Raw genomic sequence first — 13,988 nt, 5'->3', positions numbered from 1 at the left:
CGACCGGAACCCTGCGTCACGGCATCAACGCACCGAACGCGGAAACCAGTGCACCGGTGAGGTCACCGAGACCTTCACGGCTGTACCGGGAGCGAATCGGTCGCAGGCCCGAGCGACGACGCGCAGCCGGAGCCCGGTATCGCGGTGTCGCACAGTGACCGAGCATTCGGGGCCGGTGAACACTTCGTGTTCGACGAGAAATTCGCCGTCCTCGCGCTCCGAGACCACCAACTGTTCGGGCCGGAGCAAGACCTGCCCCATACCCGTTGCCCTGGTGGTGGATTCGAGACGACCGAGAACGGTGTCGACCCAACCGTCGAGCGCGGCAGCGTCGACGTAATAGGCGTCGCCGACGAAGCTCGCCACAGCCGGCGTGGTGGGCCGCTCGTACAGTGCACGCGGCGTATCGACCTGCGCACAGCGCCCGCCCAGCAGAACCGCAACCCGATCCGCGGTGCCCAGAGCCTCGGCCCGATCGTGGGTGACGAGAATCGACGCGGTCTTGCTGGTGAGCAACAACTCTCGCACGTCCTGCCGAATCGAGGTCCGCAGACCTGCATCGAGAGCAGCGAACGGCTCGTCCATCAACACCACCGACGGAGCCGGGGCCAACGCGCGCGCCAACGCGATCCGCTGCTGCTGCCCGCCCGAGAGTTCGCTGGGTCGAACCGCACCGGCGTCGGGCAGTCCGACGAGCTCGAGCATCTCGTCGACGCGTCGGGCCCGTTCGGCTCGGCCCGACAGGTACGGCCGCACGAACCCTGTGCGCAAACCGAATTCGATGTTTCGGCGCACCGTCAGATGTGGAAACAGTCCACCTTCCTGCGGCATCAGGCCTACTCCCCGCTTCTCCGGTGGCACCTGAACACGCCCGGCGACGGAGAGGTCGCGCCCGTCGGCGGTGATGCGGCCCGCGTCGATACGGTGCAGGCCTGCGATCGATCGCAGCAGAGTCGTCTTGCCGCAGCCTGAGGGTCCGAGAACGGCGAGCATCTCACCGTCGCCGAGGTCGAGATCGATTCCGTGCAGCACCGTCGTACTGCCGTAGGAGGCAACGAGATCGGACATCACCATGCTCATGACAGTGTCACTCGCTTTCGCGTCGTACGCCGCAGCGCCCGAGTCAGGACGATCGTCGGGACCACAGAGATCAGGATCAACGCGAGGGCGTAAGGGGCTGCCTCGCCGTAGCGGAATGCCTCGGTGGTGGACCACAGCGTGGTCGCGAGCGTGTCCACACCGCGGGGACGCAGCATCAACGTCGCCGGTAATTCCTTGGCGACGGTCAGGAACACCAGGGCGGCTCCGGCCGCGATGCCGGGCGCGGCGACAGGAATCGTCACCCGCAGGTCGGTGCGCACTCGCCCGGCACCGAGGGTCCGTGAAACATCCTCGAGCACAACCGGAGTGGCGTCGACGACCGATCGGGTGCTGCCGACGGCCAACGGCAGGAACAGCACCACGTACGCCAGCACCAGCAGCACCGCGGTCTGATAGAACGACGGCAGAAATCTGATTCCGAGAAACACCGTCGCCAGTCCCACGGTGATACCCGGGAGACCGTGCGCAATGTACGTGGACAACTCGGCGGTGCGCGCACTGCGGGACGTGGACCGGGCCGCGAACAACGCCACCGGCAACGCAAGCACGGCTACCACCAGAGCAGCAGTCGCCGAGTACTGAACTGTCTTGGCGCTGACAGCCAGCACGTCCGCCCAGTCGACGGTGAAGCGCAGCGATCGACTGAGCCATCGCGCCAGGGCCAGAATCGGTACCAGCACCGAAACACCGAGGGCTGCAACGATAACGGCCAGAGCAGGCACGCGCCACCGGCCGAGAACCACAGGCTCGGCCATCCGGTCGGTACCCGATCCCACGCGCGCCGTGGCCCCGCGTCGAGCACGCCGTTCGAGGAGGGTCAACACCAACGCGCCCACCACGAGGACCAACCCGAGAACAGCGGCCGCGGTGCGATCGAGCCCGCCGCGGTAGGCGCTGTAGATGCCCAGAGTGAAGGCGTCGTACCGCATCAGTGCCACCGCCCCGAAGTCACTGATGGTGTACAGCGCCACCAACAACGCGCCTGCTGCCGCAGCCGGAACGACGCGACGGCACTCGACGGTCAGCGCGGTGCGTACAGCGCCTCGACCGAGGGTTCGCGAGACCTCGGCCAACGACGGGTCCGCGGTGGCGAACGCCGCGGACACCGGCAACATCACCAGCGGGAAGCACGACAACGTGAGCACCAGCGCAGCACCGGAAAATCCTGCAAGGGAGGGTAATTCAGCGATCCACAGATACCCGGACACGTACGACGGGATGGCCAGCGGTGCCGCGAGGATCATCGAGAAGATGCGTCGACCCGGTAGATCGGTTCGGACGGTCAACCAGGCGAGCAGCGTGCCCACCACGACGGAGGCGACCACCACGGTGAGCGCGAGCGTGGCCGTCCGGACAACGAGGTCGAGGGTGCGTTGCCGCAGGAGCAGCCGCAGTACCTTCTCGGTTCCGCCGTCGAACGCTCGAACGAACAGGTACACCAAGGGTGTCAGCGTCAGCGCTCCCACGCACAACGCGGTCGTCCCGAGAACGGGACGACCGCCGAAGTGGCGCCGCCGAAGCGGCTGGAGTGCGGACACGAACACCGACTAGATGATTCCGACGTCGGTGAGCAGGGTTTGCGTGGCTTCGAGGGACGAGAGCCGGCCCAGGTCGAGGTCGGTCGAACCCAGGTCCGACAGCGGCGGCAGGTCGTAGTCGGACGTGACGCCGTCGATGACGGGGTATTCGGCGGTCTCGTTGGCGAAGTATGTCTGCGATTCGGTCGAGAGCAGCTCGCGCACGAAATCGAATGCCGCTTCCTGGTTGTCCGACGCCGCCAGCACACCGGCACCGGCGACGTTGATCAATGCGCCGGGGTCGCCGGGCTCGAAGTAGTGCAGCTCGACGGGAGCGTCGGCACCGTTCTCGTCCTTGAACGGGTACCAGTAGTAGTGGTTGAGCAGTCCCGTGGCGACCTGTCCGTCGTTGACGGCGGTCAGCAGCGGACCGTTGCCCTCGAACGCGACCGGCTCGTTGGCGACGAATCCTTCGAGCCAGGTGCGCGCACCCTCCTCGCCGCGCTGCACGCGCAATGCGGTGACGAACGCCTGGAACGACGCGTTGGTGGGTGCGTAGCCGATCTGTCCGCGCCAGCGTGGGTCGAGCAGTCCGTCGATACCGGTGGGCAGGTCTGCTGCCTGCACCGAATCGGAGTTGTAGGCCAGCACGCGGGCCCGTGCGGACGTGGCGACCCAGGTGCCGTCGGTGCCGCGGTACTGCTCGGGGACGAGCGCGAGGATGTCCTCGGGCAGCGGTGCGAGCGCCCCTGCTTCGTCGAGGGCCCCCAGTGCACCTGCATCCTGGCCGTAGAAGACGTCGGCCGGCGTCGCGTCGCCCTCTTCGAGGATCTTGGCGGCCTGGGCGTTGGTGTTGCCCGAGTAGTCGACCTCGACGCCGCCGCCGATGCGTTCGATCAGGGGGTCGACGAGTTCTTCGCCGCGGCCGGAGTACACCACCAGGGCGGACTCTGCGGTGGCGGACTCGGAGGTGGAGGTGGTGTCACCCGAGTCCGAAGAGCTGCAGGCGACCAAACCGAGGGCAAGGGTTGCACTGCACGAGAGCAGCGCCAGACGGCGAACGGTGAACACGGTTCTCCTGACGAAAACGGGTCAAACGGACAATTCGAGAAAGTACACCACCAAGGTGAGGCTCAGCTACTTTCCCCCCGGATTGAACGACCGGCCGCCCGGGCATTCCCGCCCGATGACCGAACGCGTGCTCGTCACCGGTGCCAGCATCGCCGGCCCCACCGTCGCCTACTGGCTCGACAGAGCGGGATACGACGTCGTCGTCGTCGAGCGCAGTCCGCAGCTGCGTCTGGGCGGCCAGAACATCGACGTCCGCGGTAGTGGACGCGAGGTGCTGCGGCGCATGGGTCTGGAGCAGACCCTGCTGGCCAACGGCACCACCGAGAAGGGCACCAGATTCGTCGACGATTCCGACGCCACCATCGCGGCCTTTCCGGCCGGAGACGGATCACACGACGGGCCGACGGCGGAGATGGAGATTCTGCGCGGCGAGTTCGCGCGGATTCTCGTCGAATCAGCCGGTCCGCGAACCGAGTACCGGTACGGCGATCGCGTCGTCGACGTGGCTCAGGATGCCGACGGCGTCGATGTCACGTTCGCGTCGAACGCAGCGGAAAGGTTCGACCTCGTCCTGTTCGCCGACGGGATCCGTTCCAGTAGCAGAGAACTGGCGTTTCCTGCCGAGGCGGAGACCACGCCCGTCGGCCTGTACACCGCCTACGGGGTCTTGCCGAAGGGACCGAGTGACGACGGCTGGTGGCGCTGGTACAACGCCCCCGGATCCAGGGTCGCCAATCTGCGCCCGGACAACCTCGGCACGACGCGTTTCAGCCTGTCCTGGGTGTCCGACGATGGCGGGTACGAAACCGCGTCTACCGAAGAAGTCGTGGCCGCCCTGCGAGCGACGTTCGCCGACGTCGGCTGGGAAGTGCCCAGAATCTTGAATTCGCTCGGACCGGGTTCGGAGCTCTACGTCGACTATCTGGCCCAGGTGCAGGCCCAACGCTGGTCGAACGGCAGAATCGGCATGCTGGGCGACGCTGCTTGGTGCGCAACACCATTGAGCGGGATGGGCACCACGTTGTCGGTCACCGGGGCCTACGTGCTCGCCGGGGAACTCGCCCGAGCGCGCGATCATCGCACCGGGTTCGAGGCCTTCGAGGCGCGCATGCGTCCGTTCGTGAATCAGGCTCAGAAGCTTCCGCCCGGCGTGCCTCGCGTCGCGCATCCGAAAACGACTGTGGGAGTAGCTGCTTTTCGCACCGTGCTGCGCCTGGCCGGATCGAAGCCGGTCCAGGCGGTCACGAGCAGATTCCTCGGTCCCGACGCGGCGACGCTGGAATTGCCCGACTACGAATTTCGGCGTTAGAGCCCGACCCGCTCGAGCAGCGCGTCGAACGCCTCGCTGGCTTCCTGCTCGGTGCGGCCGGATTCGATGACGCCGTTGTACACCGCAAGCGCCTCCTCCTGGTACTGCTTGTACTTTTCGAGCCACTTCTCCGAGTCAGCGCGCCAGTAGCCGATGATGTCGAAATACTTGTTCTCGTAACCCAAGTCCTTGCGGAAGTACTTGCGTACCCGGCGCGAGGACGACGCCTCTGCGGCGAACCACACGTAACCGCGTCCCTCGGGCAACGGGTATGCGAGCACCGCGTCGTCGAGCACGCTGGCGCTGTCACCGTTCCCGGATCCGATACGCCAATCGAACGTCACGTCGGCGGCTGTCTCGAACGTCTGGATGTCGCCGCGTTCGAGTACCTCGACAATCGCGTGTGCGCGGGTGCCTGCGGGCAACTGCTCGATCAGCCGACCCAGTGCAGGAACCCCGGTCATATCGGCCACCAGCAGCAGCCAATCGACGTCGGCGGGCGGTGAGTACCACGACCGCGGACGGGTGAAGAGCACCGTCTGACCGGGGGCGGCCTGCTGGGCCCAGGTGGCCGCGACGCCACCCTCGTGTGCGAAGAAGTCGATGGTCAACTGGCCGCGGTCGGGATCGACGCGTCGGATCGTGTAGTTCCGGCCCTCCGGCGCGTTCTCGAGGCCGTGGAACCACCACAGGCCGTCGACCTCGGTCATCGGCGGCGGTGCCGACTCGCCTTCACGCGGAAAGTAGACCCCGACGCACTCGTCGGGTGCCCCGAGCGTGCGGTAACCGGCGACGTGCTCGCCGCCGAAGGTGACGCGCACCATGTGCACGGTGAGCTGCTCCACCGCAACGACGTCGGCGTAGTGGAAACCACGCTGCTGATCGGTCATCTTCGTCCTCGATACATCTCTCGTCCGACTGTGCGAGAACCCTCAGGCTAACTCGGCGGCAATTCTGTTCGATTCTAAACTAAGCCTTGCCTAGCCTGCCAGCGGCCACCTTGGGTATCACCAACGGAGTGTGCGATTCGGGATCGTCGATGATGCGGCACTGCAGTCCGAACACCGCCTCCACCAAGTCGGCGGTGACGATCTCCGCCGGTGGGCCCTCGGTGACCACCGCGCCGTCCTTCATCGCGATGATGTGGTCGGCGTATCGACATGCGTGGTTGAGATCGTGCAACACCGCGACGAGGGTGTTGCCGTTGTCCCGATTCAACGTGGCCAGCAGGTCGAGAAGTTCGATCTGGTGCGCGATGTCGAGAAAGGTCGTCGGCTCGTCCAAGAGCAACAGCGGTGTCTGTTGCGCGAGAACCATTGCCACCCACACTCTTTGCCGCTGTCCACCGGACAGCTCGTCGACCGGACGGGCCGACAGCGACGTCACTCCGGTCGCAGTCATGGCCTCCACCACCGCGGCCTCGTCCGCGACGGACCATTGCCGAATCAACTTCTGATGCGGATAGCGGCCTCGCGCAACCAGATCGGCCACCGAGATGCCGTCCGGCGCGATGGAGGTTTGCGGCAGGAGCCCGAGTCGGCGGGCGACCTCCTTCGCCGGGTACGACGAGATGGACTTGCCGTCGAGCAATACCGTGCCGCCGGTCGGCTTCAGCAGCCGCGACAACGCGCGCAACAGTGTCGATTTACCGCAGGCGTTCGGCCCGACGATCACGGTGAACTTGCCGTCGGGAATGTCGACGGTCAACTTCTCGCTGATGATTCGTTTGTCGTATCCGACGGTGATGCCGTCCGCGTACAGGCGTGGCCTCGTCGTCATTGCTTCCGCCCTTCTCGTGCCAACAACCAGACGAAGTACGCGCCGCCCACACAGACCGTCACCACGCCGACCGGAAGTTGAGTGGGTGCGAACACTCGTTGCGCTGCAACGTCACTGACGATCAGGAGCAGAGCGCCCATGCACGCCGCGGGCACCATCGCCACCGACGAGGTACCGGTGAGTCGCCGAGCCAACTGCGGCGCCGCGAGCGCAACGAACGAAATGGGCCCCGCTGCGGCCGTGACCAGTGCCGTGAGGGCGACCCCGAGAATCACCAGCATCAGACGCGTCGGCTCGACGCGGATTCCGAGCGCTCTCGCCGCGTCGTCACCCATCTCGAGTACCGGTAGCCGTGTCGACAGCGCCGCCGCCACGGGGGTGACGACAGCGAGGGCCACGAGAACGGGAACCACCTGCGGCCACCCCAGCCCGTTGAGTGTGCCCGCGCCCCAGACGGCGGCTGCGATTGCCTCGGAGACATCGGCTTTCACCACGAGCCAGGTATTGACGGACGCCAGGACGGCACTGACCGCGATACCGACGATGATCAATCGAAAGCCCTGCACGCCGCGCTTGTAGGCGAGCACGTACACGACGGCGGCGGCCACCAGTCCGCCGACGAGCGCGCCCGCTCCGGTCCGGTAGTAACCGCCGCCGAGCGTCAGGATGACGACGAGAGCGCCGGTGTACGCGCCGGTCGAGAAGCCGATGATGTCCGGGCTGCCCAACGGATTTCGCGTCAACGACTGAAAGATCGCACCCGACACCCCCAGGGCAGCTCCGAACAGGAATGCCAGCGCAACCCGGGGGAACCGCGACTGCATGACGACGATCTCGGTGATGCGCGGGGCGTCGCCGAACACCGCTGCGAGCACCTGGCCCGGTGGAACGTGGTAATCGCCGGTGCCGATCGCGAGGACGGCGACAACCGCTGTCAGCAACAGCAGGGCCGCGCAGACGAGGACCGTACGAACGTCGATTCGTGCGCCCAGGACTGTGCGAACGATCCACACCTTTCTGCCGAAGTCGATGTTCCCGGCGCGCGGTGCCCGGATCACAGCCCGCTCGCCTTCTTTCGGCGGACCAACAGGATCAGGACGGGGGCCCCGACGAAAGCGGTGACGATACCGACCTGCAACTCCCCCGGCTCGATGACGATTCGGCCGACGAGGTCGGCGAACAACAGCAAGGCCGGTGCCGCGAACACGGTGTGGATCAGAATCCAACGCTGGTCCGGCCCGACGAACCAGCGCACCATGTGCGGCACCATCAGCCCCACGAACCCGACCGGTCCCGCCGCCGCTGTCGCCGCTCCGGCCAACAGGGTCACCGCAACGACCCCGACGGTCCGCGTCCGAAGCGCATTGGCACCCAACGACCGGGCCAGCTCGTCGCCCAGTGCGATCGCATTGAGCGGACGCGCGACGAGCGCAGCCAGGCACAGTCCGAGTACGACGAACGGGCCGGTGGCCGCCGCGATGTCGAGGCCTCGACCCGCCAACGAGCCTGCGCCCCAGAACCGCATCCTGGCGAAGGCGTCCGGGTCCAGCAGCAGCATCCCGGAGGTGACGCCGCCGAGCACCGCACCGAGGGCAATACCGGAGAGCGTCAAGCGAATCGGAGTGGGACCCGCTCGCCCCACCGAACCCAGCGCGTACACCGCGACGGTGGCGAGAACGGCACCGACGAACGCGAACCACACATAGAACCGAACGTCGGTCACGCCCAACACCCCGACTGCGAAGGCGACGAAGAGTGCCGCTCCGGCATTGACGCCCAGAATGCCCGGGTCGGCCAACGGGTTGCGCGTCATCGCCTGGATCAGCGCGCCCGCGACGCCGAGCGCGGTACCGACGAGCACACCGAGCACGGTCCGCGGAACTCGGAGCTCACGGACGATCACCGCATCGGTGGAACCGTTCGACGACCACAATGCGTGCCACACGTCACCGACAGCGATGTTCTCGGCTCCCACAGCGATACTCACCAGGCACAGAATCGCGAGGACGGCGACGACGAGAATCAGACCGGCGGTCCTGCCGGCATCGGTTCGGGCCAGACCACCGACGAGAGCCGGAACATCGCTCTGTTCCGGCTCGTCGCCCGCAGTGATACCCCGCCGTTTCACACCACCGAACGCACCCTCGCACCCACCGCGGACTTGACGATCTCACCGCTGCGCACAGCGATGTTGGACAGCAGAGAGGACGTCAAACCGTGGGTGTGCTCGGTGCCGCCCTGCAGGTAGATCGAACCCACTGTCGATCCACGCGTGACGAGCCGGTAGTCCCGCGTCACGCGCGGACCGTGCGCATCGAATTCGACGGCGTCGAACAACGGCCCGAGGATGTCGGGCAGATCGAGTGACGTGAAGCCGGTGGCATAGACGACAGCGTCGCACAGCACGTCCTCGGCCAGTCCTGTCGGCCCGTGTTCCACCGATGCCCGCACGCCCGACGCCTCCTCCGTGACATCGGCCAGTCGGGAGGCTCCGTGCACGAACAGCCGGCGCTGTCCGCTGACCCGCTCGGCGTACTCGCGCGCGTACAGCTCCTCGATCAGGGGCAAGTCGACGGCGGAGTAGTTGGTTCCGCGGTGATAGTTGAGCAGCTGATCGCGCAGAGAATGCGAGGACGAGTAGAAGTCGTCGACGGCGGTCGGATCGAAGATGCGGTTGGCGTAGGGGCTGTCGTCGGCCGGACTGTACCCGTACTTGCGCAGTACCGCATGCACGGACGCGTCCGGATAGGTCGAATGCAGGTAGTCGACCACTTCGGCTGCGCTCTGCCCGGCACCGACGACGACGAACGTGCGGTGAGTGCGCGACGGCAGCCGGTCGAGGTGGCCGAGCAGGTCGTGATTGTGGAATTGCCGCGCCGACGCGCTGACTCCGTCCGGCAGGGCCGCGGTCAGGCCGCCGGCGAGCACGATGTTGCGGCCGCGGACGGTCCCGGTGCGCCGCCCCTCGGTGCGGACGCCGTAACCGTCACCGGTGTCGACGACCGCGGACGCCCGCGTGCCGTAGTGCACCGCGGCGTCGACTTTGCCTGCGGCCCAGGACAGGTAGTCGTGGAACTCGAGCCGGCTGGGGAAGAACGTCTGCAGATTGATGAAGTGGTTGAGCCGGCCCCGTTCGGCGAGATACGACAGAAACGTGTACTCGCTGCTCGCATTGCGCTGGGTGGCAAGGTCTTTGAGGAAGGAGATCTGCATCGTGGTTCCCGGCAGCAACATTCCGGGGTGCCAAGCGAACTCGTCCTTCGACTCGACGAAGCACGACGTCAGGCGCTCGGCCGGAGCACACTGTCGATTGTGTTCCTCGATCGCGATGGCCAAGCCGAGGTTGGAGGGCCCGAAGCCGACCCCGACGATGTCGTATTCGCCGTCGAGGTCGCTGCTGTAGTCGTCGCTCGGGCTCATCGGATGCTCGCCCCCGACATCTGATCGAGCGCACCGGGGACCGGTTCGGCAGGGTCCACTCCGAGGGCAACGATGCTGTTGTCCGAGTCGACGTGCACCACGGAGGGACTGTGTGTGGGCAGCTCGGCGTTCTCGACCTGACGGAACGACATGATGATCACCAGATCACCCGGAGACACCAGATGGGCCGCGGCACCGTTGATTCCGATCACGCCGGATCCCGGATGGCCTTCGATCACGTAGGTGACCAAGCGAGCGCCGTTGGTGATGTCGACGACGTGGACCTGTTCGCCCTCGATCAGATCGGCCGCCTGCATCAGAGTCGAATCGATCGTGATGGACCCGACGTAGTGCAGATCGGCGTGAGTGACAGTGGCACGGTGGATCTTTCCACCCAGCATGGTGCGGTGCATCAGGCGTCGTTCTCCTTCTTACGGACGAGATATGGGGCAACGCTGGCGAGCTTCTCGCAGGTCTCGTCGAATTCACGTTCGGGCTTGGACTGGCCGACGATGCCGGCTCCGGCACGCAGCCATGCGGAACCCTGCTGCTCGTAGACGGCGCGCAGCACGAGTGCTGCTTCGAATTCTCCCGTCGATGATGCCTTCACGACGGCACCGGAGTACAGGCCGCGCGGTGAGTCGTCGAGCCGACCGATGGCGTCGATGGCCTCCTTCTTCGGGATCCCCGACGCCGTGACGGCCGGAAACAGGGCACCGAAGGCATCCCAGCAGGACAGGTCCTCGCGCAGGCGTGCGCGCACGGTGGACGCGAGATGTTGGACACTTCCCCGTTCGCGCACGCTCATGAAGTCCGAGACGGCCGTCGACCCCGGGCTGGCGATCGATTCGAGTTCCTCGAACGAGGTACGCACGGACACAGCGTGTTCGGTGATCTCTTTCGGATCCTGTTCGAGATCGGACTTCGCTGCCGAGTCGGCATCGGAACCGAGTCCGAACGCCCTCGTTCCCGCGAGCGGCTCGGTGGTGACGATCCCGTGTGCGTCGACGGAGGCGACCAATTCCGGGCTGAAGCCTGCGGCACGCAGATCGCCGAGATGCAGCAGAAAAGAGCGGGCCGGAGTGTTCGCCGTACGCCCGGCGCGGTAGGTGCCCGGCATGTCGAGATCGAATGGGATACGCACGCTCCGGGACAGAATGACCTTGGCGTAGTCGCCCCGTCGGATTTCCGTTACGGCCTGTTCGACGCGGCCGCGGTAGTCGTCGAGATCTCCGCCGACGTCGAGAGCGTGCACGGTCGGCAGCTCGTCGCCGCCGATCGCGTCGAGCGCGGCCAGTACCGAGGCGCGGTCCTCGTCGCTGCCGGTCACCTCGACGGCATCGTGTTCGCGGCCGAAGCGGACCTCGACGCGGGGCACCACCAGGTGCGCGAGGATGTCGTCGGCGTCGCGCCCGGCGGCAGTGGACCGATCGACGTCGTGCAGGTGCTCCGCGAACCCGAAACCGACGAATCCGTAAGCGTTCCACTGTTCTCGGGTCAGGCCCGTGCACGCCTCGCTCAGGGCCGCTGCCGGGTTACCGGACCAGCTCCGCTCGGTCGGTTCTCCGGCCCCCCAGGTGGTGGTCACGAGGTGGGGCCGAAGCACGATGCGAGCGACCACGCCGCCCGCGAACACCCAGCGTCCCCGGTCCTCGTACACGACGTACTCGTCGAACAATCCGGACTCCGCCAACGCGACGACCGTACGCAGTCCCCGCTGCAGTTCGGTCCCCTCGGCCGTGTCCATCGTCGTTTCTTCGACAACGGTCATTGTGTGTGCACTCCTGACGGTGAATCGGTCCGTGACCGCGCATTGCGCGCAACGTCTGCGGTCGGCATCGGCGCGCGCCTTCGATAGGGAACGCTAACCTAACCGACTCGGCAGCACAACGGCTTCCTCGGTGTCAGCGAACACGGCGTAGATCGAGCACCGAGATACCCCAGCCGACCAGCGTCGACGCCGCGACCTCGAGGCCGGCATCGGCTGCTACGCAGGCAAATTCGGCTTTCGTTCGTACACCGCTGCCGTGCATGCAGAGCATCAGCAGATCGAATTCCGACTGGTCCTCGTTGAACGACCCGTCGTTGGACAGTCGCTCGACGACCACCAATTTTCCGTTGTCGGCCAATCCTGTTGCCGCGTTGCGCAACAGCAGTGCGAGATCGTCGTCTCGATAGTGTCCGGTGACCTCGAGCAACAGATACGCGTCGAATCCGTTCCCGTGCTCCACATGCGGCTCGGACATCACGCTCTGCGGGTGATTCACCACTCGCCCTTCGAGTTCGGGCCATTTCCCGAGGTCGCGTCGAATCAGGTCGAGTTCGCTGGGCAACCCGAGCACACCCGCCGATACTCCGTCGTAACGGGAGAGAACGGAACCGAGCACCACTCCGGATCCTGCCCCCGCCACCAACAGGGTCGAGACCCCGTCGAACGAATAGTCCTGCACCAGAGCAGGACCCAGGAACGCGGCCTCGTCGGCGATGTGGTTGTGATGCAGTTCGGCGAGCCGCGGGGACGCCTCGAGGTCTTCGGTCAACGTGTTGCCGGTCAGCAGGCTCGCGCTGGCGGTACCGGTCCGCAGGCTGTCCACCAGACCTGTGATCGACAGTTCCACCCGTGCCTCGATCCCGTCCAGGTCCAGCCAGTGCGAGATCCAGTCGTCGCCGAGCATCGCCTCCCCGATATCGCCGAGAATCAGATCACCGGTGGAGTTCTCGGCGAGGACGTCGACGGCACGCAGATAGCGCACGAATTTTGCGAGGGCGCGCGGGTCCGTCTCGGTGGCTTCCGCCAGCGATTCGACGGAGCACGCCCCTCGGGACACGTGCAACGGGATACGTAACGTGTTGGCCGCCCTGAAAGCGAAGGGCGACAGTATTTCCGCACGTTCGGCGAGCCTGTCGAACGGCTCGGACTCACCGCCGCTGAGGTCGGGCACCTCGGGATCGTCGGCGCGGGTCAGAACCTCGGCGCGACGCCAGTACCCGGTGACGTCGACCATCTCCGGCGGCAGGCCGCGATCCTCGCGTAGATACCGACGGATTCCTTTGAGAGCGGTCGCTTCCCCTGCCACCCAGGCGAACACCGTTCCGTCCCACCAGGGTGCCGCCCGCACCGCACTGTCGAGCAAGTCGCCGGTGCCGGCGGTGACGCCGTCACGGTGGACCCACGTGATCTCGGCGTCGGCGGCCGTCGGCAACGGCAACTCTCGCTCGACGTCGGCGACCTCGACGAACACCCGAATTCGCCGGCCCGGCAATGCCTCTTCGAGATACCGAGCGATGGCAGGTAGCGCGGTCTCGTCGCCGACGAGCAACACCCAGTCGACATCGGCCGGAGCATGGCCCGACCGCACCGGTCCGAGCAGGGTGATGGAATCGCCGACGCGGCAACGCCGACCCCACGTCGACGCGATGCCGGTGTCGTGGGTGACGAAGTCGAGAGTCACCTGCGCGGTCTCGGGATCGGCGCTGCGCACGGTGTAGTTGCGGGTCACCGGACGCGGATCACGCGGCCATTCGACGGTGCGCTCGTGCTGGGTCGGAAGCACCACCGTGCCGTCGGTCTCCGCCGGGAAGAACAACCGAACGAAGTCGTCGAATCCTTCGCTGCGCAACGCCGGGAACCGGTAGTCGCCGCGCGAGAACTCGCGCAGCTGCGGCCCACCCAACACGATTCGGCGCATACCCGAACCCAGCTGACGTGTTTCGATCACCGTTGCCGTGCGCAGGACTTCGGGAAAGACGACCTGAAGTCGATGGGACCTTGCCACGGTGGAACACGCTCC

Annotated in this window: 12 protein-coding genes; 1 reads left to right on the top strand and 11 read right to left on the bottom strand. The window is 66.3% G+C overall.

Annotation, left to right across the window (positions count from 1 at the left end; all coding sequences use genetic code 11):
- Positions 1 to 24: 24 nt before the first annotated feature.
- From K414_RS0110015 to K414_RS0110005, 3 genes are read right to left on the bottom strand one after another with little or no spacing between them, the layout of a single operon-like run.
- Positions 25 to 1,074: an ABC transporter ATP-binding protein gene (locus K414_RS0110015; protein ID WP_237606166.1), complete on the bottom strand. Its 1,050-nt coding sequence runs from the start codon at positions 1,072 to 1,074 to the stop codon at positions 25 to 27.
- 2 nt (positions 1,075 to 1,076) lie between these two features.
- Positions 1,077 to 2,639 (bottom strand): ABC transporter permease subunit, encoded by a 1,563-nt coding sequence (locus K414_RS0110010; protein ID WP_237606165.1) that lies wholly within the window; start codon positions 2,637 to 2,639, stop codon positions 1,077 to 1,079.
- A gap of 9 nt (positions 2,640 to 2,648) precedes the next feature.
- Positions 2,649 to 3,689 carry an iron ABC transporter substrate-binding protein gene (locus K414_RS0110005; RefSeq protein ID WP_027495824.1) on the bottom strand — a complete coding sequence of 347 codons (1,041 nt, stop codon included), beginning with the start codon at positions 3,687 to 3,689 and terminating at the stop codon, positions 2,649 to 2,651.
- 115 nt (positions 3,690 to 3,804) lie between these two features.
- On the opposite strand from K414_RS0110005, the gene K414_RS0110000 reads away from it, so the two are divergent.
- Positions 3,805 to 4,998 (top strand): FAD-dependent monooxygenase, encoded by a 1,194-nt coding sequence (locus tag K414_RS0110000; RefSeq protein ID WP_027495823.1) that lies wholly within the window; start codon positions 3,805 to 3,807, stop codon positions 4,996 to 4,998.
- On the opposite strand, the gene K414_RS0109995 is transcribed toward K414_RS0110000, so the two are convergent.
- The 8 genes from K414_RS0109995 to K414_RS26590 all read right to left on the bottom strand — a co-directional run bounded on the left by K414_RS0109995 (position 4,995) and on the right by K414_RS26590 (position 13,973).
- Positions 4,995 to 5,888, bottom strand: coding sequence for a siderophore-interacting protein (locus K414_RS0109995; protein WP_027495822.1), 894 nt, complete (start codon positions 5,886 to 5,888; stop codon positions 4,995 to 4,997). The genes K414_RS0110000 and K414_RS0109995 overlap by 4 nt on opposite strands.
- Positions 5,889 to 5,967: 79 nt before the next feature.
- Positions 5,968 to 6,777, bottom strand: coding sequence for an ABC transporter ATP-binding protein (locus K414_RS0109990; protein ID WP_027495821.1), 810 nt, complete (start codon positions 6,775 to 6,777; stop codon positions 5,968 to 5,970).
- Positions 6,774 to 7,832 carry an iron chelate uptake ABC transporter family permease subunit gene (locus tag K414_RS0109985; protein WP_032388931.1) on the bottom strand — a complete coding sequence of 353 codons (1,059 nt, stop codon included), beginning with the start codon at positions 7,830 to 7,832 and terminating at the stop codon, positions 6,774 to 6,776. The genes K414_RS0109990 and K414_RS0109985 overlap by 4 nt, the downstream gene beginning before the upstream one ends.
- On the bottom strand, positions 7,832 to 8,890 hold the full coding sequence (locus K414_RS0109980) for an iron chelate uptake ABC transporter family permease subunit (protein WP_027495819.1): 1,059 nt from the start codon (positions 8,888 to 8,890) through the stop codon (positions 7,832 to 7,834). The genes K414_RS0109985 and K414_RS0109980 overlap by 1 nt, the downstream gene beginning before the upstream one ends.
- Before the next feature lie 11 nt (positions 8,891 to 8,901).
- Positions 8,902 to 10,197: a SidA/IucD/PvdA family monooxygenase gene (locus tag K414_RS0109975; protein ID WP_027495818.1), complete on the bottom strand. Its 1,296-nt coding sequence runs from the start codon at positions 10,195 to 10,197 to the stop codon at positions 8,902 to 8,904.
- Entirely contained in the window at positions 10,194 to 10,610 is a 417-nt protein-coding gene (gene panD / locus K414_RS0109970) for an aspartate 1-decarboxylase (RefSeq protein WP_027495817.1), read from the bottom strand. The genes K414_RS0109975 and panD overlap by 4 nt, the downstream gene beginning before the upstream one ends.
- On the bottom strand, positions 10,610 to 11,968 hold the full coding sequence (locus K414_RS0109965; protein WP_027495816.1) for a salicylate synthase: 1,359 nt from the start codon (positions 11,966 to 11,968) through the stop codon (positions 10,610 to 10,612). Before K414_RS0109965 ends, panD begins: the two co-directional genes overlap by 1 nt.
- Positions 11,969 to 12,101: 133 nt before the next feature.
- Positions 12,102 to 13,973: a siderophore-interacting protein gene (locus K414_RS26590; protein ID WP_051365046.1), complete on the bottom strand. Its 1,872-nt coding sequence runs from the start codon at positions 13,971 to 13,973 to the stop codon at positions 12,102 to 12,104.
- Positions 13,974 to 13,988 lie beyond the last annotated feature (15 nt).

The sequence above is a fragment of the Rhodococcus sp. JG-3 genome (assembly GCF_000482405.1).
Lineage (GTDB): Bacteria > Actinomycetota > Actinomycetes > Mycobacteriales > Mycobacteriaceae > Rhodococcoides > Rhodococcoides fascians.
This window is presented reverse-complemented; position numbering and strand designations above follow the sequence as displayed.